The 23,318-nt window shown below is 70.7% G+C and carries 19 protein-coding genes; 8 read left to right on the plus strand and 11 right to left on the minus strand.

Annotated features, from left to right (window positions below):
* The gene (locus ACSQ4M_RS25705; protein WP_436192229.1) at positions 1 to 1,275 is read right to left on the minus strand and encodes an efflux RND transporter periplasmic adaptor subunit; all 1,275 of its coding nucleotides are present in this window, start codon (positions 1,273 to 1,275) and stop codon (positions 1 to 3) included.
* 257 nt (positions 1,276 to 1,532) lie between these two features.
* On the opposite strand from ACSQ4M_RS25705, the gene ACSQ4M_RS25710 reads away from it, so the two are divergent.
* Together ACSQ4M_RS25710 and ACSQ4M_RS25715 are read left to right on the plus strand one after the other, a co-directional pair.
* Positions 1,533 to 2,231 carry a haloacid dehalogenase type II gene (locus tag ACSQ4M_RS25710; RefSeq protein ID WP_436192230.1) on the plus strand — a complete coding sequence of 233 codons (699 nt, stop codon included), beginning with the start codon at positions 1,533 to 1,535 and terminating at the stop codon, positions 2,229 to 2,231.
* A 47-nt stretch (positions 2,232 to 2,278) separates the two neighbouring features.
* Positions 2,279 to 3,265: an LLM class flavin-dependent oxidoreductase gene (locus tag ACSQ4M_RS25715; RefSeq protein WP_436192231.1), complete on the plus strand. Its 987-nt coding sequence runs from the start codon at positions 2,279 to 2,281 to the stop codon at positions 3,263 to 3,265.
* A 1-nt stretch (position 3,266) separates the two neighbouring features.
* Here the strand turns inward: ACSQ4M_RS25715 and ACSQ4M_RS25720 are convergent, their stop codons facing one another.
* Positions 3,267 to 3,467: a hypothetical protein gene (locus tag ACSQ4M_RS25720; protein WP_436192232.1), complete on the minus strand. Its 201-nt coding sequence runs from the start codon at positions 3,465 to 3,467 to the stop codon at positions 3,267 to 3,269.
* Between the two features lie 157 nt (positions 3,468 to 3,624).
* Between ACSQ4M_RS25720 and ACSQ4M_RS25725 the strand changes: the two genes are divergently transcribed.
* Positions 3,625 to 4,335 carry a ProQ/FINO family protein gene (locus tag ACSQ4M_RS25725; protein ID WP_436192233.1) on the plus strand — a complete coding sequence of 237 codons (711 nt, stop codon included), beginning with the start codon at positions 3,625 to 3,627 and terminating at the stop codon, positions 4,333 to 4,335.
* A gap of 10 nt (positions 4,336 to 4,345) precedes the next feature.
* Here ACSQ4M_RS25725 and ACSQ4M_RS25730 read toward each other — a convergent pair whose 3' ends face one another.
* Positions 4,346 to 4,828 carry a hypothetical protein gene (locus tag ACSQ4M_RS25730; RefSeq protein WP_436192234.1) on the minus strand — a complete coding sequence of 161 codons (483 nt, stop codon included), beginning with the start codon at positions 4,826 to 4,828 and terminating at the stop codon, positions 4,346 to 4,348.
* A 163-nt stretch (positions 4,829 to 4,991) separates the two neighbouring features.
* Between ACSQ4M_RS25730 and ACSQ4M_RS25735 the strand changes: the two genes are divergently transcribed.
* Entirely contained in the window at positions 4,992 to 5,615 is a 624-nt protein-coding gene (locus ACSQ4M_RS25735; protein ID WP_436192235.1) for a glutathione S-transferase family protein, read from the plus strand.
* 3 nt (positions 5,616 to 5,618) lie between these two features.
* Here the strand turns inward: ACSQ4M_RS25735 and ACSQ4M_RS25740 are convergent, their stop codons facing one another.
* The 3 genes from ACSQ4M_RS25740 to ACSQ4M_RS25750 are packed head-to-tail and all read right to left on the minus strand — an operon-like array spanning position 5,619 to position 8,779.
* Positions 5,619 to 5,975, minus strand: a complete 357-nt coding sequence (locus ACSQ4M_RS25740) for a translation initiation factor Sui1 (RefSeq protein ID WP_436192236.1) — start codon at positions 5,973 to 5,975, stop codon at positions 5,619 to 5,621.
* Positions 5,975 to 7,150, minus strand: coding sequence for a PLP-dependent aminotransferase family protein (locus ACSQ4M_RS25745; protein WP_436192237.1), 1,176 nt, complete (start codon positions 7,148 to 7,150; stop codon positions 5,975 to 5,977). The genes ACSQ4M_RS25740 and ACSQ4M_RS25745 overlap by 1 nt, the downstream gene beginning before the upstream one ends.
* An 18-nt stretch (positions 7,151 to 7,168) precedes the next feature.
* Positions 7,169 to 8,779 carry a gamma-glutamyltransferase family protein gene (locus ACSQ4M_RS25750; RefSeq protein ID WP_436192238.1) on the minus strand — a complete coding sequence of 537 codons (1,611 nt, stop codon included), beginning with the start codon at positions 8,777 to 8,779 and terminating at the stop codon, positions 7,169 to 7,171.
* Between the two features lie 72 nt (positions 8,780 to 8,851).
* On the opposite strand from ACSQ4M_RS25750, the gene nth reads away from it, so the two are divergent.
* The gene (gene nth / locus ACSQ4M_RS25755; protein ID WP_436192239.1) at positions 8,852 to 9,493 is read left to right on the plus strand and encodes an endonuclease III; all 642 of its coding nucleotides are present in this window, start codon (positions 8,852 to 8,854) and stop codon (positions 9,491 to 9,493) included.
* A gap of 172 nt (positions 9,494 to 9,665) precedes the next feature.
* On the opposite strand, the gene ACSQ4M_RS25760 is transcribed toward nth, so the two are convergent.
* Together ACSQ4M_RS25760 and cobT are read right to left on the minus strand one after the other, a co-directional pair.
* Positions 9,666 to 11,837 (minus strand): sensor domain-containing protein, encoded by a 2,172-nt coding sequence (locus ACSQ4M_RS25760; RefSeq protein ID WP_436192240.1) that lies wholly within the window; start codon positions 11,835 to 11,837, stop codon positions 9,666 to 9,668.
* A 9-nt stretch (positions 11,838 to 11,846) separates the two neighbouring features.
* Positions 11,847 to 12,920 carry a nicotinate-nucleotide--dimethylbenzimidazole phosphoribosyltransferase gene (gene cobT / locus ACSQ4M_RS25765; protein ID WP_436192241.1) on the minus strand — a complete coding sequence of 358 codons (1,074 nt, stop codon included), beginning with the start codon at positions 12,918 to 12,920 and terminating at the stop codon, positions 11,847 to 11,849.
* Between the two features lie 121 nt (positions 12,921 to 13,041).
* Between cobT and ACSQ4M_RS25770 the strand changes: the two genes are divergently transcribed.
* Positions 13,042 to 14,247: a DUF3182 family protein gene (locus tag ACSQ4M_RS25770; protein ID WP_436192242.1), complete on the plus strand. Its 1,206-nt coding sequence runs from the start codon at positions 13,042 to 13,044 to the stop codon at positions 14,245 to 14,247.
* Positions 14,228 to 15,085, plus strand: coding sequence for an alpha/beta hydrolase family protein (locus ACSQ4M_RS25775; RefSeq protein WP_436192243.1), 858 nt, complete (start codon positions 14,228 to 14,230; stop codon positions 15,083 to 15,085). The genes ACSQ4M_RS25770 and ACSQ4M_RS25775 overlap by 20 nt, the downstream gene beginning before the upstream one ends.
* 18 nt (positions 15,086 to 15,103) lie before the next feature.
* Here the strand turns inward: ACSQ4M_RS25775 and ACSQ4M_RS25780 are convergent, their stop codons facing one another.
* Entirely contained in the window at positions 15,104 to 18,118 is a 3,015-nt protein-coding gene (locus ACSQ4M_RS25780) for an MHYT domain-containing protein (protein ID WP_436192244.1), read from the minus strand.
* A gap of 49 nt (positions 18,119 to 18,167) precedes the next feature.
* A complete protein-coding gene (locus ACSQ4M_RS25785) occupies positions 18,168 to 19,652 on the minus strand; it encodes a cobyric acid synthase (protein ID WP_436192245.1) in 1,485 nt (494 codons plus the stop codon).
* Positions 19,653 to 19,711: 59 nt separating this feature from the next.
* Between ACSQ4M_RS25785 and ACSQ4M_RS25790 the strand changes: the two genes are divergently transcribed.
* A complete protein-coding gene (locus tag ACSQ4M_RS25790) occupies positions 19,712 to 22,402 on the plus strand; it encodes a bifunctional acetate--CoA ligase family protein/GNAT family N-acetyltransferase (protein ID WP_436192246.1) in 2,691 nt (896 codons plus the stop codon).
* Between the two features lie 107 nt (positions 22,403 to 22,509).
* Here the strand turns inward: ACSQ4M_RS25790 and ACSQ4M_RS25795 are convergent, their stop codons facing one another.
* Positions 22,510 to 23,298: an SGNH/GDSL hydrolase family protein gene (locus ACSQ4M_RS25795; protein ID WP_436192247.1), complete on the minus strand. Its 789-nt coding sequence runs from the start codon at positions 23,296 to 23,298 to the stop codon at positions 22,510 to 22,512.
* Positions 23,299 to 23,318 lie beyond the last annotated feature (20 nt).

Raw genomic sequence — 23,318 nt, forward strand, 5'->3', positions numbered from 1 at the left:
TCAGCGCACGATCTTGGCGTCGACCAGCGGACTGGCGCTGGCCACCGGGCCCGGCCCGGGGCCGCCCTTGCCATTCACCGGGGCCGGCGCGCCGGCGCCGGCCTTGGGGGCGACCTCGCTGGCACGCACCAGATCGCCGGCGCGCGCGCGCTGCGAGCCCTCGACCAGCACGCGGTCGCCGGCCTGCAGGCCCTCGAGCACCTGCCAGCGGCTGGCCACCGCACGGCCCACGGTCACGGCGCGCCGGACCAGCTTGTCGTCCGGCCCCACCACGAGTGCGGAGGCACTGCCATCGGGGGCGCGCGTCACGGCCTGCTGCGGCACCAGCAGCGCGTCCTCGGCCACACCCTCCTCGAGCACGGCGCGCACGTACATGCCGGGCATCAGCATGCGGTCGGGGTTGGGCACCACGGCGCGCAGCGTCACGCTGCCGGTGCCGGCGTCCACGGTCACGCCGGCGAAGGTCAGCTTGCCTGCGTGGGGGTAGACGCTGCCGTCCTCCAGCAGCACGCGGATCGGCGCCTCGTCGGCGCGGCCACGCGACAGCCGGCCGCTGGCCAGTTCCCGCTTGAGGCGCAGCAGCTCCGCGCTGGACTGGGTCACGTGCACGTTGATCGGGTCGAGTTGCTGCACGGTGGTCAGTGGCGTGGCCTGGTCGGCCGTGACCAGTGCGCCGGCCGTCACGCTGGACAGCTCGATCCAGCCGCTGATGGGCGCCACGATGCGCGTGCGCGCCAGGTTGATGCGGGCGGTCTGCTCGGCCGCGCGGGCCACGGCCACGTCGGCCTCGGCCTGGTCGGCGGCGGCCTGGGTCTGCTCGTTGACCTGCTGGCTGATGGCGTCGATCTTGACGAGTTCGGCATTGCGCCTGGCCACGCTGCGGGCCGTGGCCAGCGTGGTCTCGGCACGCCGCACATTGGCGCGTGCACTGGCGGCCGTGGCCTCGAAGCTGGCCGGGTCGAGCTGGTACAGCACCTGGCCGGCCTTGACATTGGAGCCCTCGGTGAACAGGCGCTGCTGCACGATGCCACCGACCTGCGGCCGGATCTGCGCAATCACCGGCGCCACGGTACGGCCAGCCAGTTCGGTGGTCACCGGCATGCGCTCGGTCTTGAGCGTCACCACACCCACGTCCTTGGCCTGAGGGGCTGCGGCCGGCGCGGCGGCCTTGCTGTCGGCTGCGCCGTTGCGAGAACAGCCTGCGGCGGCCAGCAGCGCGATCAGCAGAGGCACGCACAGGTCGCGTGGGCGCAAGGACGGTTTCAGAATCGGCATGGATGAACCTGTGGGATCTCTGGAAATACCGGACAGCCGAATCCGGGCGTGGCCAGTGGTGGGCGCCACGGTGGACAGGGTCGGCTCCGATGAGTTCCCATCCACGGCCTGCCCAAGGCCAGCTTTGCACAGCAGACACAATGGCAGACCCCAAGCCGCAAGCAAGCACGATGCCTGCGGCGAACACGCAACGATACACCGGCTTGATACATTTGGTCATGACTCGGGTGTAAAGCGCAGCCAAAAGGAGATCCCGCATGCCACAGCCACCAGCCGTTCTGGCCTTCGACACCTTTGGCACGGTGGTTGATTGGCACGGCGGCATCGCGCGTGAAATCCAGGCACTGCACCCCGAGGTCGATGCCGCGGCCTTCGCCAGTGCCTGGCGCGCCGGCTACCAGCCGGCCATGCAGCGCGTGCGCTCGGGCGAACTCGGCTGGACACTGATCGACGAGCTGCATCGCCTGATCCTGGACGACATCCTGCCGCGCTTCGGCCTGCAGGACATGCCGCAGGAAACCCGCCGCCAGCTCAACAAGGCGTGGCACCGGCTGGACCCGTGGCCCGACGTGCTGGCCGGCTTGGCCCGGCTCAAGCGCCGATACACCATCTGCACGCTGTCGAACGGCAACATCGGCCTGCTGACCAACATGGCCAAGCGTGCCGGCCTGCCCTGGGATTGCGTGCTGTCCGCCGAGGTCTTTCGGGCCTACAAGCCCGACCCGGCCACGTACCTGGGCGTGGCGCGCGTGTTCGACCTGCCGCCCGACCGGGTCATGCTGGTGGCGGCACACCACAGCGATCTGGCCGCGGCGCGCGACTGCGGCCTGCAGACCGCCTACATCGAGCGGCCGCTGGAGTACGGCACGGCCCAGCCCAAGGATGTGGGCGCGCGGCCCGAGAACACGCTGCACTGCCGCGACTTCGGCGACCTGGCTGACCAACTGGACTGCTGAAGCACCACGCCAGCACGGTTTAGCGGGTGTGGCTAGGATCGCCGCCCATGACCGCACTCTCCGTACTCGACCTCTGCCCCATCGTGGAAGGCGGCGACGCCGCCCAGGCCTTCCACAACAGCCGCGATCTGGCCCAGCATGCCGAACGCCTGGGCTACCAGCGCTTCTGGCTGGCCGAGCACCACGGCATGCCCGGCATCGCCAGCGCAGCGACCTCGGTCGTCATCGGCCACGTGGCGGGTGGCACCAAGACCATCCGCGTGGGCGCGGGCGGCATCATGCTGCCCAACCACTCGCCGCTCGTGATCGCCGAGCAGTTCGGCACCCTGGCCTCGCTGTATCCGGGCCGCATCGACCTGGGCCTGGGCCGCGCACCGGGTTCCGACCAGGCCACGGCCCGTGCGCTGCGCCGTGACGCCTTCGAGTCGCCGGACCAGTTCCCGCAGGACGTGGTGGAGCTCATGCACTACCTGTCGCCACAAGCGGCCCATGCGCGCATCCAGGCGATCCCGGGCACCGGGCTGCAGGTGCCCATCTGGATCCTCGGCTCCAGCCTGTTCGGCGCCCAACTGGCGGCCGAACTGGGCCTGCCCTATGCCTTCGCCTCGCACTTCGCGCCAGCTGCGATGATGGACGCCATCGCCATCTACCGGTCGCGCTTCAAGCCCTCGGCGCAGTTGGCCAAGCCGCATGTGATGCTGGGGATGGGGGTGTTCGCCGCCGACACCGACGAAGAGGCGCAGTTGCTGGCCAGTTCCATGCAGCAGGCCTTCGTCAACCTGCGCAGCGGCCGGCCGTCGCGGCTGCAGCCGCCCAAGCCGGGCTATCTGGAACAGCTCTCGGCGCCCGAGCAGGCCATCCTGGCCCAGACCATGAGCGCTGCGGCGATCGGCTCACCGGACACGGTGCGTCGCCAGTTGAAGGAGTTCATTGCGCGCACGGGCGCCGATGAGTTGATGGTCGCCACGCAGATCTTCGACCATGCGGCCCGCGTGCGGTCTTACGAGATCCTGGCGCAGGTGCACCAGGTCTGACTCACCATTCGCCAACGGCGCGCACGCGCTGGTCCAGGTCCGGCCAGTCGCCCTGACCATCGGTGGCCTGTGGTGCCTGCGCCGCAGCGTCCGATCCGGCGGTGCCGCGGCCTGCCAGCCGCTGCATGAACTGCTGTCCTTCGTGCAGTGCAGACGTGACAAAAGACGGGGCGGAAAGGGGGGCGTCGTAGGGGGATGGCATGGCGCGGCTCCTGTTGCGTTCGGGCAACGGAAGTGTAAGGAACGTGCGATGAACAACGCGTGACATGGGCACGCAGACAACGTGACGCATGCACGTTTTCGACCCGGAAATTTGCAAGCGGCTGTGACAACGGCCGGCTTTCTACAATCGCCCCGCAATGACTGACGCTTCCACCACCTCTTCGGCCCCGGCCGACGCATCCTCGCAGCAACGCAAGCGTCGCCGCCAGCCCGGCCGCAAAGGCCCGCAGCAGCGCCCGCAGGGCCGCCCCGTCCATCCGCTGCTGGAGCAGCTCGCAGAGCTGCATCCCGCGCTGTTCGGTGCACGTTTTCGCCCACTCAAGCTGGGCACCTACCAGGACCTGATGGAACGCCACCCCGGCGTGTTCGAACCGGCCGCACTGAAGGAAGCCCTGGGACAGCACGCGCGCTCCTCGCGCTACCTCGAATGCCTTGCGCGTGGCGACCAGCGCCATGACCTGGACGGCCAGGCCGTGGCGCCGCTGGCGCTGGACCATCACCATCACGCACTCGTCGAACTGTTCAAGCGCCGCCAGGCGCGCAGCAAGGAAGACCTGCAGCCCGCGCTGCGCGCGCGTGTCCGCGAATTGTTCGTGCAAAGCGGTCTGGACCGTGCGGGCTACTCCGCCGCAGCCAAGGTCAACCCGGACGCGTTGGCGGCGCTGCTGGACGAAGCCGACCACGACCAGGCCGCCGAGATTGCCCGGCGCGAGGCGCTGCTGCGCGCCTTCGAGCTGGGTGGCGTGGACGAAGCCCAGTTCGCCGACCAGTACGGCCTGGCGCCCGAGGCCGTGGCTCCCCTGCTGGCCCAGGCGCGCGACGACCGGCGCGTGCGCGCCGGGCGCTGAACGGCGCAGTTCAGCGCGGCACCACCAGGACCGGGTTGTCGGTCTTGGGCTCGATGGTGACCTCGGTCTGGCCCGGCGGGACGACCACCGTCTCGACCTCGCGGATCACACCGCCGCCGCCCACGCTGCCGCTCTGGTTGCCATAGCCCAGCACGCGGGCGGTGCAGGCGGCATGGTCTTCGCCACCCAGCGCATCGCAGCGGCGCATGGCATTGGCCACGAGCTGGTCCTGGCCCTGCGTCTGCAGCTCGCCCTTGCGCTTGTCGGCCTGGGCGTTGGCAGCTTCGCGCAGGCAGGTTTCCTGCGCCTGCGGCGTGGCGCCGTTCAGGCAGGCGGCGCGCTCGCGCTCGTAGCTGCCGGAGTTGTCGATGCCGGTGTTGCCCGACGTGGCGACCTGGGCGCTGGCGGCGCCCACGGCCAGCGCACAGACCAGCCCGACATATGCGAAGGGCCGGCTGCGTTGGAATGGCTTGCAAGCTGGGTGCATGGACATGGTGAACCTCTTGGGGGTCGTTCTGACGATGGTTCCAGTCTAGGAACGGACCGCAGCACGGTGCGCCGGACGGCACCTGCGCAGACTGCGCCCCGAATGCCGAGACCGCTGTAGGACAACAGGGCACGCCTACACTCCCGCAGCCTTCACAACCCACCTTGCCATGCTGACGCTCTACTACGCCCCCAAGACCTGCGCGCGCGCATCCCACATCGCCCTGGCGGAAAGCGGCCTGTCCTACCGCATCCAGCGGCTCGATTTCGCAGCGGGCGAGCAACGCCAGCCGGCCTACCTGGCGGTCAATCCGAAGGGCCGGGTGCCGGCGCTGACGACCGAGCACGGCACGCTGACCGAGACGCCCGCGATCCTGGCCTACATCGCGCAAAGCGCTCCGCAGGCGCGGCTGGCGCCGCTGGACGACGCGTTCGCCTTCGCGCGGATGCAGGCCGTCAACGCCTACCTGTGTGCGACCGTGCACGTGGCGCACGCCCACCGCTTCCGCGGCGCGCGCTGGGCCGACGACAAGCCGGCCCAGGAATCCATGCAGCGCAAGGTGGCGTCCAACATGCGCGAGTGCTTCGAGCTCATCGAATCGACGATGCTGGACAGCCCCTGGGTGCTGGGCGAGCAGTACTCGGTGGCCGACGCCTACCTCTACACGATCGCCGGCTGGCTCGAAGGCGATGGCGTGGACCTGGCCGGCCTGCCCGCCACACGCGCGCACCGCGAGCGCATGGAGCAACGCCCTGCCGTGCAGAAGGCCCAGGCCGAGGAAGCCGCAGCCTGAAGCTCAGCCGCCCGAGCGCTTGACCTGGTAGCCCTGCTTGCGCAGGGCCTCCATCACCAGGGTGACATGGTCGCCCTGCACCTCGATCTGCCCGTCCTTGACGGTGCCGCCCGTGCCGCAGGCGGCCTTGAGCTGCTTGCCGAGCTTCTGCAGGCCGTCTTCGTCGATCGGAACACCCCAGACCACGGTCACGCCCTTGCCCTTGCGGCCCTTGGTCTCCAGCCGTACGCGCACCGTGCCATCGCCCTGCGGTGCGGCCGCAGCCTTCTTGCAGGCGCATTGCGCCACGGGCTGGCGGCACACGGGACACATGCGCCCGGCCTCGGTCGAGTAGACCAGGCCGCCGCCACTGCCCTTCATCACAGGGCCTGGCCCAGGCGCGCGATGCCTTCCTCGATCTTGGCCACGTCGGCCGTCGCGAAGCTCAGCCGCAGCGTGGAGAGGTCGGGGTCGTGCGCGAAGAACGGCGCACCGGGCACGAAGGCCACCAATTTCTCGATCGCGCGCTGCGCGAACGCGCCCGCGTCGCGGCCACCGGTCAGCCGGGCCCAGAAGAACATGCCGCCCTTGGGCGCGTCGAAGGTGATGGCGTCGCCCAGTTCGGCACGCAGGCGCGCGGCCATCACGCGCGCGCGCTCGGCGTAGACCTTGCGCACCTGCTCCAGCGCGCCGTCCAAGCGCCCCAAAGTGAGGTAGTGCGCGGCCGTGGCCTGCGTCAGGTTGGAGGTGTGGGCGTCGCTGAACTGCTTGCACATGGTGGCGTTGGCCAGCAGCGCAGCCGGCGCGATGAGCCAGCCCACGCGCAGGCCGGGCGACAGGATCTTGCTCATGGAGCCGCAGTGGGCCAGCCAGTCGCGGCTGCCCGGCACCTCGGCGGACAGCGCCAGCAGCGAGGGCGGTGCGGGCTGGTCGAAGTACAGCTCGCCATAGGGATCGTCCTCGACCACCAGCGTGCCCGTGCGCGCCGCGATCTCCAGAATGCGGCGGCGCCGCTCCAGGCTCAGCATGGCGCCGTGCGGGTTGCCGAAGTTGGGGATCAGGTACACGAGCTTGGGCTTGTGCTCGGCGATCAGGCGCTCGAGCGGCTCGACCAGCACGCCGTCGGCATCGATGGGTGCGCCGATCACGTGGGCCCCGTACAGCCGGAAGCACTGGATCGTGGCCAGGAAGGTCGGCGCCTCGACGATGACCTTGTCGCCCGGCGAAATCATGGTCTTGCCGATCAGGTCCAGCGCCTGCTGGCTGCCGGTGGTCACGATCAGGCCCTCGGGCTTCACCTGCGCGCCTTTGTTGGCCATGAATTGGGCCAGTTGCTCGCGCAGCGGGCCGTAGCCCTCGGTGGCGCCGTACTGCAGCACCGGGCCAGGTGTGTCGCGCAGCACGGCCGCCGTGGAGGCGGCGATGCCTTCGGCATCGAACAGCGTGGGATCGGGGAAGCCACCGGCAAAGCTGATGATGCCGGGCTTGCCGAGCAGCTTGAACAGCTCGCGGATGGCGGAGGTTTCGACGTTCTGGAGACGGTCGGCGAATTGCATGTGTGTCTTTCTTGGAAATCAAAAGCCCGCGGCCAGGCCGTCGCGGCGCGCATCGCTGGCGGCCACATAGCCCTCGACCTGGGGGTCGCCGGCGCGCCAGATGAACTGGCCGGCGCCGAAGTCCTGGTAGGAGTCCTGGATCACCTCCATGCGGTGGCCGCGCGCGGCCAGGCCCTCGATGGTGGCCGGCCGCATGGCGGACTCCACATTGAGCTCCAGGCCGGCGTTGTAGCGCCAGCGCGGCGCATCGCAGGCGGCCTGCGGGTTCTGGCCGTAGTCCAGCATGCGCACCAGGGTCTGCACATGGCCCTGGGGCTGCATGTTGGCGCCCATCACGCCGAAGCTCATGACGGGCTGGCCGTCCTTGGTCAAAAAGGCCGGGATGATGGTGTGGAAGGGCCGCTTGCCCGGCGCCACCTGGTTGTGGCCGGGCGCGAGCGAAAAGCCGTGGCCGCGGTTCTGCAGGCTGATGCCGAACTGCGGCTCCACCGCGCCCGAGCCGAAGCCCATGTAGTTGCTCTGGATGAAGCTGACCATCATGCCGTTCTCGTCGGCCGCGGTCAGGTAGATGGTGCCGCCCTTGACCGGGTTGCCGGCGCCGAAGTCCTGCGCGCGGCCCAGGTCGATCAGCCTGGCGCGCGAGGCCAGGTAGGCGTCGTCCAGCAGTTGCTCGGCCGTGACCTCCATGCTGCCGGGCTCGCCCACGTAGCGGTAGACGTCGGCGAAGGCCAGCTTCATGGCCTCGATCTGCAGGTGCTGCGACTCCACGCCATCGACCCCCATGCCAGCGATGTCGAACTTCTCCAGGATGCCCAGCGCGATGAGCGCCGCGATGCCCTGGCCGTTCGGCGGGATCTCGTGCAGCGTGTGGCCGCGGTAGTCACGCGCAATCGGCGTGACCCACTCTGGCTGGTAGCCGGCGAAATCCTGCGCCGTGAGGCTGCCGCCGTGCGCAGCCGAGAACTTCGCGATGGCGGCCGCGATCTCGCCGCCGTAAAAAGCCGCGCCACGGGTTTCGGCAATGGCACGCAGCCCGCGTGCCGCAGCCTTGAACCGGAACAGCTCGCCCACGCGCGGCGCCCGGCCCCACGGCAGGAAGGCATCGGCGAAGCCGGGCTGGCTGCGCAGCTCCTCGGTCGCGGCCTCCCACTTCTGCTGCACCACCACGGGCAACAGGTAGCCGCGCTCGGCGATCTCGATGGCCGGCTGCATGAGGTCGGCGAAGGGCAGCTTGCCGAAGCGTTCGGACAGCGCGGCCCAGGCACTTACGGCGCCCGGCACCGTGACGGAATCCAGGCCGCGCTTGGGGGGGGTGGCTGCGTCCTGGCCGTACTTGCCCTGGAAGTAAGCCGGCGACCAGCTGGCCGGGGCGCGGCCGGACGCATTGAGCCCATGCAGCTGCCGGCCGTCCCACAGGATGCAGAAGGCGTCCGAGCCCAGGCCGTTGCTGACCGGCTCGACGATGGTCATCACCGCGGCCGCCGCCACCGCGGCATCGACCGCGTTGCCGCCCTGTTGCAGCATGCGCAGGCCGGCCTGGGCGGCCAGCGGATGCGAGGTGCTGCAGACGTTGCGTGCGAACACCGGCGTGCGCACGGAGGTGTAGGGATTGCTGAAATCGAAGTGCATGGGCGGGCGGTCTCCTGGCAAGCCGGCCATTGTAGAAGTCGCCCTGCGCCTGAACTCCTACACTGCCGCGCCATGACTCCCCACGACATCGAGCAGTTCTTCGCCACGCTGCACGCCGCCAACCCCACCCCCGTGACCGAGCTCGAGTACACCAGCGTGTTCGAGCTGCTGGCCGCCGTGCTGCTGTCCGCCCAGGCCACCGACGTGGGCGTCAACAAGGCCACGCGCCGCCTGTACCCGGTGGCCAACACGCCGCAAAAGATCCTCGCGCTGGGCCTGGAAGGCCTGGAGAGCCACATCCGCACCATCGGCCTGTACCGCACCAAGGCGAAGAACCTCCTGGCCACCTGCCAGATCCTGGTGGAGCAGCATGGCGGCGAGGTGCCGCGCACGCGCGAGGCACTGCAGGCCCTGCCCGGCGTTGGCCGCAAGACCGCCAACGTGGTGCTCAACGTGGCCTTCGGCGAGCCGACCATGGCGGTGGACACACACATCTTCCGCGTCGCCAACCGCACGGGCCTGGCACCGGGCAAGACGCCGGACAAGGTCGAGCAGGGCCTGCTGGCGCGGGTGCCGCCGCGCTACCTGGTCGACGCCCACCACTGGCTGATCCTGCACGGCCGCTACGTGTGCCAGGCCCGCAAGCCCCAATGCTGGCGCTGCGGGGTGGCGCGCTGGTGCGATTACCAGCCGAAGTCGGCCCTCCCCGTTTGAATGGCGCACTGCGTGTAGCCATTCCATCCCCCCAGGGGCGCCGCCAGCGGCCTGGCGGAGCCAGTTCCGCGGCGTCCACTGGCATGGCCTGCTCCGCGGCCTTCGGCATCTTTGCTTGCGACCGACGCCATGGACCGCAGCCGACGTGCGACGCCTCGACGGATGCAGCCGGCTACTGCTGCGGGTTGCCGGCGAGCCAGACGGCCAGCGCCTGTGCAGGCATCGGCCGGCCGTACAGATAACCCTGCACGATGGTGCTGCCGCGCTCGGCCAGCAGCTGCGCCTGCTGGGCGTTCTCCACGCCCTCGGCCACCACGGTGAGCTTCAGGCTGTCGCCGATGCGCAGGATGGTGTTGGTCAGCGCGCGCGCGGTGGCGCTGTCGGCCAGGTCGCGCACGAAGCTCTGGTCCAGCTTGAGCTCGTGGATCGGCAGGCGGTGCAGGTAGCTCAGGCTGGAATAGCCGGTGCCGAAGTCGTCCAGCGACAGGTGCACGCCCATGGCGCGCAGCGCGTGCAGCGCGGCCAGCACGCTGGGCGTGGCGTCCAGCAGCATGCTCTCGGTCATCTCCAGCGTAAGGTCGCCGGCCACCAGGCCATGGGCGTCCAGCAGGCCGGCCACCATGGGCACCAGCCCCTCCTCCTCGAAGTTGCGCGTGGACAGGTTCACGGCCACGCGCGGCACCGGCAGGCCCTGGCGCCGCCACTGCGCCATCTGGCGACAAGCCTCGGCCAGCGCCCAGCGGCCCAACTCGGCCACCATGCCGGCCTCCTCGGCCAGCGGGATGAAGCGCGCCGGCGGGATCTCGCCGAGTTGCGGATGCGACCAGCGCGCCAGCGCCTCCACGCCGTACAGGCTGCCGGAACGCCGGTCGATCTGCGGCTGGTAGTGCAGGCGCAGGCCACCGTCGCGCAGGCCCAGGCGCAGCGCCGCCTCCAGCGCCACGCGTTCGCGCGTGCGCTGCTGCATCTCCTCGTTGAAGAAGCGCGCGCCGCCGCGCCCGCCCAGCTTGGCCTGCGTGCGCGCCATGTCGGCATGGTGCAGCAGGGTGTCCACATCGGTGCCGTCGTCGGGAAACATGGCCACGCCGATGCTGGCGGTGGGCTGCAGCGTCACACCCGGCAGCACCAGCGGCGCAGCCACCGCCGCCAGCAGCCGCTCGGCTGCCGTGGCCGCCTGCCGCACCGGGCAGGATGGCAGGATCACCGCGAACTCGTCGCCGCCGAGCCGGCCAGTCAGGTCGATGCTGCGCACGCAGCCCATCAAGCGGCGTGCGGTTTCGCGCAGCAACTGGTCGCCGCTGTCCGGACCCTGGGTCTCGTTGACGAGCCGGAAGCGGTCCAGGTCGATGCACAGCACCGCCATGGGTGCGCCCTTGCCGGCCAGCTCCTCCAGCAGCTGCGTGGCGCGCGACTTCAGCGCCATGCGGTTGGCCAGCCCGGTGAGCATGTCGACGCTGACCAGGCGCTCCATGCGCACGCGGGCGCGCTCGCGCTCCAGCGCCAGCGCACACAGCCGCACGCAGATCCCGGCCAGGCTGCGGTGGAACGCGCTGGGGCCGCGGCAGCTGGCGAAATACAGCGCGAAGACGCCGACCACGGTGCCGTCGCTGGCCCGCACCGGGCAGGACCAGCAGGCCTTAAGGCCCTGCGGCAGCACCAGATGCAGCAGGTCCTGCCAGGCCGGGTCGGCGGCGATGTCGACGACCTCCACGGCGGCGCCGGTCCAGGCGGCCGCGCCGCCGCCGCCGGCCTGCGGACCGACCGGCAGCCCGTCCAGCGCCTCGCCCAACGCCACCGGCAAGCTCGGGCCAGCCAATGGGTGCAGCCTGGCGAAATCGTCCACGTCCAGCACGGTGCAGAGCAGTTCGGGTGCGATGCGCTCGACCTCCTCGCAGACCAGGTCCATCAGCGCGGCCACGGACAGCTCGTGCACCATGGCGTCGAGCACACGGTGCTGCAACACCTCGTGCACCTTGGTCAGCGTGATGTCCGAGAGCATCGAGCAGATGTACTGGGGCCTGCCCTGCGCATCACGCACCACGTTGGTCGTGATCGAGACCCACAGCGGCTGGCCGGTGCGCGTGTAGACCAGCAGTTCGAGCCGGAAGTTGGCCGGCCGCTCGGGGTCGCGCGCGGCGGCCAGGGCCCGCAGGTCGGTCGAGGGGCCGGCCAGGACGTCGGCTGGCCGCTTGCCCTTCAGATCGTCCAGCTGGTAGCCCATCAGCCGGCAGAAGCCGGGATTGACGTACAGCGTGCGCAGATCGGGGCCGCAGACCACGACCGCGTTGTCACTGGCCTCGACCACGAGCGCCGCCAGGGTCTGCAGGGAAGCGTCGTGGGTCATCGGGAAAGTCTAAACGGCCAGTTCGCCGCGGTTGGACACGCCTGCGCCCGTGAAACTGGCCATTTCGCGCAACAACAGGCTGGCCGACTGCAGCAGCGGCCAGGCCAGCGCGGCGCCAGAGCCCTCGCCCAGCCGCAGGCCCAGGTCCAGCAGCGGCCGCACGCCCAGGTAGGCCAGCGCGATCGCGTGGCCACGCTCGCCCGACAGGTGCGAGAACACGCAGTAACCGCGCACGGCCGGTGCCAGCGCCTGAGCCACCAGCACGGCCGCCGTGGTGATGAAGCCGTCGACCACCAGCACGCGGCGTTCGCGCGCGCCCTGCAGCAGCACGCCCACCAGCGTGGCGATCTCCAGCCCGCCGAAGGCGGCCAGTGCCGCCAGCGGTGTGCGCGCATGGGCATGGCGCAGGTACACGGCCTGCAGCACGCGCAGCTTGTGCGCCAGCGCCGTACCGGCCATGCCGGTGCCCGAGCCGGTGCAGGCCGCCACCTCGTGCCCGGTCAGCCGCGCCGTCAGCAGCGCCGCGGCCGAGCTGTTGCCGATGCCCATCTCGCCCAGCAGCAGCGCGTTGCCGGGCAGCTCGCGCACCAGGTCCATGCCATGGGCGATGGCCTCGGCGCACGCGGCCGCGCCCATCGCCGGCCCGAGCGAGGCGTCGGCCGCGCCGGCCGCGGCCTTGCGCACGCGCAGACCCGGCCGGTCGCCGCCGAAGTCGTGCGCCACGCCGCAATCGACCACCGTCAGCGCGATGCCGTGCTGGCGCGCCAGCACGCTCACGGCGGCACCGCCGGCCAGGAAGTTCTCCACCATCTGGCGCGTCACCTCCTGCGGGAAGGCCGACACGCCCTGCGCGGCCAGCCCATGGTCGGCCGCGCACACCAGCATCTGCGGCGCCTGCAGCACCGGCGCCTCGCTGGCCAGGATCAGGCCCAGCTGCTGGGCCAGTTGCTCGATGCGGCCCAGCGAACCGGGCGGCTTGGTCTTGTTGTCCAGTAGCTGTTGCAGCCGCTGGGCCCGCGCACTGTCTTCGGCATCGGCGATGGCCGGCAGGCGCAGCAGGGAAAGGATGTCGGATTCGGTCACCGCGCAATTGTCGCGCGCCGCGGTGTAGGCGGGCACCGACGCGCAATGACGACCTCGGCGGATGGCGGCCATGGCGCCGCCTTGGCGACAGTCATGCCAGCTTTTTCGCACGAGGTCACCGATGACACTGCCACCGTACCCCGCCGACGCCATGAGCGCATGGCCCGCTGCCGACCGGGCCGGGCCACTGGAAGGCATGGCCGCGCCGGCTGGCGCGCGCAGCATGGGCACGGCCATGGCCTACACCCAGGGCCTGCGTGGCTACGCCAGTGCCCACGAGCAGATGACGCGCATGGAGGTGGTGCGCCGGCTGGCCCGGCTCAAGGGCTATGCCGTGTCCGAGGAGTTCGCCCAAGCGCCGCTGGGCCCGGTCTACCTCGTCCCCAGCGACACCCTGGTGGGCATCGAACGCGCGCAGGCGCTGGGCATCCATGGCCGCGACGACTTCTTCGGCGGCGTGGTCCCCTACCCCTTCGTCTCGACCAAGGCCATCACCCATCCGCTGGTCGCGGCCGGCGCCCACGCGCCCGAAGGCTGGAACCCGGCCTTCAGCCGCATGGTCGGTGATGCCGTGCTGCCCGGCTTCACGGCCTTCACGCGGGCCGACGCGGCCGTGGCGGCCGACGCGCTGCTGCAGGCCGGCCCGGTCCGCATCAAGCTGGTGCGCGAGACCGGCGGCAACGGCCAGACCGTGGCCAGGGACCGCGCGGCCTTCGACGCCTGCCTGGCCGGCATCGCCGACGAGATGCTGGACCGCGACGGCGTGGTCGTCGAGCAGAACCTGCGCCAGGTCCAGACGCTGAGCGTCGGCCAGGTGCACGTGGCCGGCATGGTGGCGACCTACTACGGCCAGCAGCGGCTGACCCACAACCACCAGGGGGCCGAGGTGTACGGCGGCTCCGACCTCACGGTGGTGCGCGGCGACTTCCAGGCGCTGCTCTCGCTCGCGCTGGCGCCGGAGGTGCGCACCGCGGTGGAGCAGGCGCTGCTCTACGACAGCGCCGCGCAGGCCTGCTTTCCCGGCTTCTTCGCCTCCCGCATCAACTACGACGTGGCCCAGGGCCTGATGCCCGACGGGCAGTGGCGCTCTGGCGTGCTGGAACAATCCTGGCGTGCCGGCGGTGCCACCGGCGCCGAAATCGCCGCGCTGGAGGCCTTCCAGGCCGACCCGCAGCGCAGCGTCGTGCGCGCCAGCGGCTACGAGATCTTCGGCCCCTGCGACGCGCTGCCGCCCGGCGCCGTGGTCTATTTCCGCGGCGTGGACGACCAGGTCGGCCCGCTCACCAAGTACACCATCACGGCGAGCGATGACCACCACCCGGCATAACAGCATCCACATCCCCGTCGGCGACCGCAGCATCGCCGGGACCCTGGTCGGCCCCAACAGCCTGATGCCCGGCGTCATGCTGGTGCACGGCTGGGACGGCAGCCAGGAGCAGTACATCGCCCGGGCCCACGAGATCGCCGCGCTGGGCTGCATCTGCCTGACCTTCGACCTGCGCGGCCACGCCCAGGACCGTGCCGCGCGCGACGCCGTCACGCGCGAGGACAACCTGGCCGACATGCTGGCCGCCTACGACGTGCTGGTAGGCCACCCTTCGGTGGACGGCTCCGCGGTGGCCGTGGTGGGCAGCAGCTACGGCGGCTACCTGGCGGCCATCCTGTCCACCTTGCGGCCGGTGCGCTGGCTCGGCATGCGGGTGCCGGCGCTCTACAAGGACGCCGACTGGCTGGTGCCCAAGCGCGCGCTGAGCCGCGAGGAACTGGTGGCCTACCGCAACAGCGTGGTCGCGCCGGCCAGCAACCGGGCGCTGTCGGCGGCTGCGCAGTTCGAGGGCGACGTGCTGCTGGTCGAATCGGAGTTCGACACCATGGTGCCGCACCCGGTCATCAAGAACTACCTGGACGCCTTCCAGAAGGCGCATTCCATGACCTACCGCGTGATCAAGGGCGCGGACCACGCGCTGTCGCAGAAAGCCTGGAGCCAGTCCTACACCAACGTGCTGGTCAACTGGGTCGGCGAGATGGTCAAGGGCGCCAAGGAAGAGGCCGAGGCCGCCCGCAGCCGCAAGGCCGCAGCACGCGACAGGACCGGCCCCAAGGCGCTGCACTCGGCCAGCGGCAAGGTGCTGGCGTCGGGGGCCGATTCGCCCGCCATCGCCTAGGCGCAAGCGCCGCAGCGCTCAGGCGCGGACGTGGGCGCTCCAGCGGTCCAGCGCGTCCAGTGCTTCATCGAAGCGGTAGTCACCGACGGCCTCCATCACTTCCTCCATGACCGGCTGCGCGGTGCTGCCAGCCGCCGCCGCACGCAGCGCCTCGCCGAGGTTCAGGGCATCGGGGTCGGATTCCAGCAGCAGCGCGCGCAGTTCGCCCGCCAGCTCGAGCAGGCGGGCCTGGGCCTGCGCCGGCGCCTCGCTGGCTGCCGGCACCACCGGCTCATCCGCCGGTGCCAGCAGCGTGGCCAGCCCGGCCAGCACCGGCGACAGCTCGCGCCCGACGCGGGCCAGCGCAGCCATCTGCTGCGCGCGCGCCCGCCCCTGGTTGCAGGCCAGCTCCAGTTCGGTGGCCGCCTCCCAGACGCCGTTGGCGCCGATGGTGCCGGCGGTGCCGCGCAGCGTGTGCGCCAGCCGCGCCGCCAGGGTCAGGTCGCCGCCGTCCAGCGCCGCCGTGAAGGCCTGCGAAAAGCGGGCGTTGCTGCTGGCGAACTTGTCCAGCATGCGGCGGTACAGCTGCGCGTTGTTCTGCGTGCGGCGCAGGCCGCCCGCCACGTCGATGCCTGGCAGCGCACCGGGGGCCCCGCTGGCCGGCACCGGCGCGGCCGCCTTGGCCACCACGGCCGGGCGCCGCATCTTGGGCCGGATCCAGCGGGCCATGGTGACGAACATCTCGTCCACGTCGATGGGCTTGGAGATGTGGTCGTTCATGCCGGCCGCCAGCACCCGCTCGCGGTCGCCGGCCATGGCGTTGGCCGTCATGGCCAGCACCGGGAGATTGGCCCAGCGCGCCTCGGCCCGGATCGCGCGCGTGGCCTCGAAGCCGTCCATCACGGGCATCTGGCAATCCATCAGCACGCCGTCGAAATCGCCGTCGCGCGCCAGCGTCTCCAGCGCCTGGCGGCCGTGCTCGGCCACGACCACGTGCAGGCCGGCCTGCCCCAGCAGGTCCAGTGCCAATTCCTGGTTCAAGGCGTTGTCTTCCACCAGCAGCACGCGCGCGCCGGCCAGCGCCGCTGCTGCTGCGCCCGGTAGCAGCGTGGGTGTGGCCGGCGCCGTCGCGGCCTTGGGCGCGAGCACCTCGCCGATGGTCTCCAGCAGCGTGGACGGCGTGACCGGCTTGGTCAGCACGGCCTGCAACGACACGCCGGCCGTGCGCGCCGACTCCATCACTTCCTCGCGCGCATAGGCCGTCACCATGATGCTGGCGCGGGCGTGGTCGATCTGCTGTTCCTGCAGCTGGCGCAGCGCCTCCACGCCGCTGATGCCCGGCATCTTCCAGTCCACCAGCAGCAGCTCGTACGGCGTGCCGTCGCGCGCGGCAGCGGCGGCAGCCTTCACGGCGGCCTCGCCGCTGATGGCCACGTCCACCTTCAGGCCCATCTCGGCGGCCAGCGCGGCCGTGATGTCGCGGGCCATGGCGTTGTCGTCCACCACCAGGGCGCGCAAACCCTCGATCTGCTGCGCCAGCGGCATGCGCGGCGCGGCCGGCTCGGTGGCTTCGGCCTGGCGCACGAAAGGCAGCACGAACTGGAAGCACGAGCCCTTGCCGGGCTGGCTGTCGGCCCAGATGCGCCCGTCCATGAGACTGACCAGGTGCCGCGAGATCGCCAGCCCCAGGCCCGTGCCGCCGTAGCGGCGCGAGGTGGAGCTGTCGGCCTGCGTGAAGGATTCGAAGACCGTCTCGACCTGGGCCGGTGTCATGCCGATGCCGGTGTCCTTGACGTGGAACTGCAGTTCGGCGTGGCCGGTGTCGGTGCGCAGCGCGCGCACACCCACCGTGACCTCGCCCCGGTCGGTGAACTTGACCGCGTTGTTGGCCAGGTTGAGCAGCACCTGGCCCAGGCGCAGCGGGTCGCCGACCAACAGCGTCGGCACCTCGCTGGGCAGATCGAACACCAGCTCCAGGTCCTTCTCGTCGGCCTTGAAACCGACCTGGTTGGCCAGGTCGTCCAGCACCTGGTCCAGGCGGAACGGCACCTGCTCGATGGTCAGCTTGCCGGCCTCGATCTTGGAGAAATCCAGGATGTCGTTGATGATGCCCAAGAGGCCCTTGGCCGCGCGGTGCGCCTTCTCCACGTAGTTGCGCTGGCGCGGCGAGAGGTCGGTCTGCAGCGCCAGCAGCGACATGCCGATGATGGCGTTCATGGGCGTGCGGATCTCGTGGCTCATGTTGGCCAGGAAATCGCTCTTGGCACGCGCCGCCTGCTCGGCCTGTTCCTTGGCGGTCATGAGGTCGTGCATGAGTTCGGAGTTGCGCTCGCTCATGCGGGCGTCCAGCACCGTCAGCAAGATGGTGAAGCCCAGCACCACGAAGGCCAGCACGCTGACGGCCGCCGCCAGCCCGGTGCCTGGCAGGCCCCAGGCGCTGGGCACGCTCACGCAGTTGTCGGCGAAGCGCGCCGCGGCCATGCCGGTGTAGTGCATGGCCGCCACGGTGCAGCCCATGACCAGCGCGCCGAGCGCGCGCGTCCAGGCCGCGCCAGCCTGGCGCGCATGGCGGAAGGCCAGCCAGACACCGGCGATGGACAGGCCCACGGCCACGCCCACGGACACCAGCACCATGCCCCAGTCGAAGCGGATCGGCGGCGCCAGCTCGATCGCCAGCATGCCGCTGTAGTGCATGGCGCCGATGCCCGAACCCAGGATCACCGAGCCCAGCAGGATGTGGCCGGCGTGCGGCTTGGGCACCTTGCGGATCAGCATCAGCAGGCCGGCCGAGGCCAGCGTGGCCGGCAGCATGGACAACCCGGTCCACAGCGCCTGGTAGCTGAACTCGATGGGCACGCGCAAGGCCAGCATGCCGACGAAGTGCATGGCCCAGATACCGAAACCCATGGACAGGGAACCCCCGGCCAGCCAGCCGCGCCAGGAGCTGTCGCGGCTGTAGGCCAGGCGTCCGGCCAGGCCAAGTGTGGCGTAGGCTGCCACGACGGCGATGGCCACCGACAACGCGACGAGCCAGAAGTTGTAGCTGGTGGTCAAGGTTTCGGCCGCTCGGTTTATGAGCGGCAAAGTGTACCGATTTGTTGCATTATGAGTGCATTAGTTTGCCGAGCACGTCCGCCTCGACATGGCTGTCCAGAAAATCCGCGAGACCGTCGAACACCTGGTCCAGGGACTTGCCGGCAGCGCCGAACAGCGCCCGCAGCACGCCCGGATCCTCGAACAAACCATGCAGGTACAGCCCCAGCACCCGGCCCTGACCGCCCTGCCAGCCCAGGCCGCCGGGCAGCACGGCCGTCGCCAGGTCGCCGCTGCGCGCCATGGCCGCGTGGGCGGCGGTCTGGCCATGGTGGATCTCGTAGCCCTGCACCGCCAGGCCGGACAGCGCCTGCCAGGGCCCCTGCACGGCGCCGAAGCGCGTGCGCGTGGCGCGCACCGTCTTGTCGCGCGCGAACTGCGTGACCAGCGGCAACAGGCCCAGGCCGGGCGCGTTGCCGTCGATGCCGTGCGGGTCGACCAGCGCCTCGCCCAGCATCTGCAGCCCGCCGCAGATGCCCAGCACGGCGCCGCCGGCCTGGGCGTGGCGGGCGATCGCGCCATCCAGGCCCTGGGCCCGCAGCCAGGCCAGGTCGCCGCTGGTGTGCTTGGAGCCGGGCAGCACGATCCAGTCGGTCGCCGCCGACAGTCCGGCCAGCTGGGCCGGCGAACGCACCCACACCAGGCGCAGCCCAGCCACGTTCTTGAGCGGCTGGAATTCGTCCAGGTTGCTGATGCGCGGGTAGGCGATGACGGCCACCGTGCGCTGCACGCTGCCGGCCGTGCGCGTCCTGTCGTCGAACACGCCGTCTTCCTCGGGCAGGCCGTGCTGCCACCACATCGGCAGCGTGGCCACGGTGGGCACGCCGGTCATCTGCTCCAGCATCTGCGGGCCGGGTGCGAGCAGCGCGGCGTCGCCACGGAACTTGTTGAGCACGAAGCCGTGGATCAGCGCGCGCTGGGCCGGCGGCAGCAGCGCCCAGGTGCCGTACAGGTGGGCGAAGGCGCCGCCGCGGTCGATGTCGGTCACGAGCAGGCAACGCGCGCCGGCATGTTCGGCCACGCGCATGTTGACGATGTCGCTGTCCGCGAGGTTGATCTCGGCCGGCGAGCCCGCGCCCTCGATCACCACCACGTCGTTCTCGGCGCGCAGCGCGTCCAGCGCCTGCGCCACCTGCGGCCAGACCCTGGCGCTGCGCCCGCGCCAGGGCATCCCCGTCAGCTCGGCATCCACGCGGCCCAGCAGCACCACCTGGCTGTGGGTGTCGCGCTCGGGCTTGAGCAAGAGCGGGTTCATGCGCACGTCCGGCACGGCACGCGCGGCCAGCGCCTGGAAGTACTGCGCGCTGCCGATCTCGCCGCCCTCGACCACGCGTGCGTTGTTGCTCATGTTCTGCGCCTTGAACGGCGCCACCTTGAGACCCTGGCGCGCGTACCAGCGGCACAGCGCCGTGGTCACCCAGCTCTTGCCCGCCCCGCTGGTCGTGCCCAGCACCATGACGCAGCGCGCCGGCCCCTCGTTCTGCTTGATCTGCATCACCGGATTCTCGCGGCTGACATCGGAGCGCCCCGCGCGCCCTTCACAATCGATCCACCATGGACAAGCACTACCTGACCCCGCTCTTCGCACCGCAGGCCATCGTCGTGCTGGCCGGCGACCCCGACGCACCCGACAGCCTGACACCGCAGGCACGCCAGCTGCACCAGGCTCTGCGCGCGCAACGCTTCCAGGGCCAGCTGAACTTCCTGGACGTGCGCACCAGCGGCACGCTGGCCGACCTGGCCCAGGCCCGCGCCGACCTGGCCATCGTGGCGCTGCCACCGGGCGAGATGGTCCAGGCGCTGGAGCTGGTCGGCCGCATCGCCTGCCGCGCCGCGCTGGTGCTGGGCAGCGGCATCGACGCCAAGCTGGCGGCAGAACTGCAGCGCATCGCGGCGCGCGAAGGGTTCCACCTCATGGGCCCCAACGGGCTGGGCCTGCAGCGCCCGGCGCTGGGCCTCAATGCCTCGGCGCTCGGCGCCCTGGCCGCCCCCGGGCCGCTGGGCCTGGTCGCGCAATCGGGTGCGCTGACGGCCGCCATGCTGGACTGGGCGCGCAGCAATGCCGTGGGCTTCTCCTCGGTGGTGGCGCTGGGGCCCAACCCCGGCGTGGACATCGCCCAGGCGCTGGACTTCATGGCCAACGACCCGGCCACGCACAGCATCATCCTGTACCTGGAGGGCATCCACTGCGCACGCCGCTTCATGAGCGCACTGCGCTCGGCCGCCAATGCCAAGCCCGTGCTGGTGCTCAAGGCCGGCCGGCGCCCGGCCGGCAACGCGGCGGCGCAGACGCACAGCGGCGCCATCGTCGGCGCCGACGACGTGTTCGATGCCGCGCTGCGCCGTGCCGGTGCCGTGCGCGTGCGCTCCTTCGTCGAGCTGTTCTCGGCCGCCAAGTGCCTGGCCTCGCGCTACCGGCCCGTGGGCCGGCGCCTGGCCGTGGTCACCAACGGCGGCGGCCCCGGCGTGCTGGCAGCCGACTGGGCCAACGAGATCGGGCTGGAGCTGGGCCGGCTGTCCGACGCGACGGTGGCGGCACTCAAGCCCCAGTTGCCGGCCCATGCCTCGCTCGCCGAGCTGATCGACCTGTCGGAAGAGGCGGATGCCGCGCAGTACCGCGCGGCCGTGGAGGCCGCCGCACGCGACCGCCAGGTCGACGGCGTGCTGGCCATCTACTCGGCCAAGCCCGGCGGGCCGGCCGACGATGTGGCCCAGGCCCTGGCCGCGGCCAAGCCGGGCACGCCCAAGCCGCTGCTGGCCTGCTGGATGGGCGATGCCTCGGTCGGTGCGGCGCGCCAGGCCCTCAACGCGGCCGCGATCCCGAACTTCCGCACGCCCGAGGCGGCGGTCGGTGCCTTCGGCAACATCGCCTCGTTCTACCAGAACCAGCAGCTGCTGCAGCAGACGCCGGCGCCGCTGTCGACCTTGGCCAAGCCCGACATCGAGGCCGCGCGCCTGGTCATCGAGAGCGTGCTGGCCGAGCGCCGCAAGGTGCTGACCGAGATGGAGAGCAAGACCTTGCTGTCGGCCTTCCACATCCCGGTCACGCAGACCACGCTGGCACGCAACGCCAACGAGGCCATGATGATCGCCACGCAGCTGGGCTTTCCGGTGGCGCTGAAGATCGACTCGCCCGACATCACCCACAAGAGCGACGTGCAGGGTGTGGCGCTCAACATCATGAGCGGCGCCGCCGTGCGCGACAGCTACCAGGACATGGTCGAGCGCGTGGCGCGGCTGCAGCCGGGCGCGCGCATCCACGGCGTGACGGTGCAGAAGATGGCGCGCGCCCAGCGCGGCCGCGAGATCTGCATCGGCATGGTCACCGACGACCCGTTCGGGCCGGTCATCGTGTTCGGCGCGGGCGGCACCATGATCGAGCTGATCCGCGACCGCGCCATGGAGCTGCCGCCGCTGAACCAGTTCCTGGCGCGCCGGCTCATCGAGCGCGCGCGCGTGGCCGAGACGCTGGCCGAATGGCGCGGCGCCGCGCCCGTGGACATGGACGCCATCGAGCGCGTGCTGCTGCGCGTGTCCGAGATGGTCTGCGAGCTACCGCAGCTGCGCGAGATGGACATCAATCCGCTCATCGTCGACGAGAACGGCGTGGTGGCCGTGGACGCGCGCATCGTCGTCGACCACGCGCCGCAAAGCCTGGGCCAGGCCGGCGGCAGCTACGACCACCTGGCCATCCTGCCCTACCCCGCACGCTACGAGCAGCAACTGCCGCTGCGTGGCGGCGGCGAGTACCAGATCCGGCCGATCCACCCGGGCGACGCCCAGATGCTGCAGACCTTCGTGCAGGCGCTCTCGCCCGAGAGCCGCTACTTCCGCTACGTGTCCTCGATGACGCAGCTGCCGCCCGGCATGCTGGCGCGCTTCGCGCTGATCGACTACGACCGCGAGATGGCGCTGGTGGCCGTGCTCAAGCAGCGCAGCGCCGCCACCGACGGCTCCATCGTCGAGACCGAGCGCGTGATCGGCGTCTCGCGCTACGTGACCAACCCGGACCAGGCCAGCTGCGAGTTCTCGCTCGTGGTGGCCGACGACATGGCCGGCAAGGGCATCGGCTCGCGGCTCATGGACGCCATCATGCAGGTGGCGCGCGACAAGGGCCTGTCGGAGATCCAGGGCCTGGTGCTGTCGGTCAACCCCAACATGCTCAAGCTCATGCGTTCACTCGGGTTCGCGGTCAAGCCGTTTCCGGAAGATCCGGACTTCCGGCTGGTGACGCACGCGCTGTAGGCGCCGCTGTGCGAGCTGTTGTGCATCGCAACGCCTCGACCACCGGCCATCGGCCATCGGCCATCGGCCATCGTGCCCAGTCCATCCCACACAGACGCGCCAGCCTGCTACGCCCCCAGCCCCGCCTGCCGCAGCACCGGCTTCCAGGCGTTGGTTGCGATCTTCTTGAAGCCGCCCCTGGTCGGGTGCAGTTCGTTAGCCCATTCGCCGGCACCCAATTGACCACGACTGTCCACGACCAGCAGATGGCCGGGGTCCATGGCCGTGATGCGCACCAGCATGGCATGGAAGGCGTCGATCAGGTGCCGCACGCAGGCCTGCCGCAAGGCAGTGGGCACGCGAGCGTCATCCAGCGCCGGGCCCAGCCAGCCTTTGCCATGGCCCAGGCCCTGGCCGTTGGGAATCGCATAGTCGTAGCTGTGCATGACGATCACGCAGTCGAGCCGCGTGTAGGTGTAGATGAGCCCGACCAGCCGGCGGTAGGCGTCCTCCGTGCGCTCCAGGAAGCCGTCGAGACCGCTGTCCCCCGGCTTGAAGCAGGCCGGTGCATCTGCCGCGCCCGCGCAATCGGGCTGCAGCAGCGGACGCATGTCGTTGAAGCCCGCGAAGTCGTTGCCGCCGCCACTGATGAAGACCGCATTGAGGCCATCGCCATAGAGCTTGAGTGACGTCTTCACAATGCTGGCGTACTTGCCGTCCACGTATTCGCGCGCCTCCGCACCGTTGTTGCCCTTGGCGAGGATGGTGTTGCCCTTCTTCGCGACGATGGGGCCCAGATAGTTGACCAGGCTGCCGCCGAAGAACGGGTACCAGAACCAGGAATCGCCGATCGCCAGCACGGTGGGGAACACCCCGTCCTGCTGCATCTGCTGCTCGCTCCAATAAAAGCTGGACATGGTGGGCTCGCTCGCCGAAT

The organism is Pseudorhodoferax sp. LjRoot39, assembly GCF_964253035.1.
Taxonomy (GTDB): Bacteria; Pseudomonadota; Gammaproteobacteria; order Burkholderiales; family Burkholderiaceae_C; genus Pseudorhodoferax.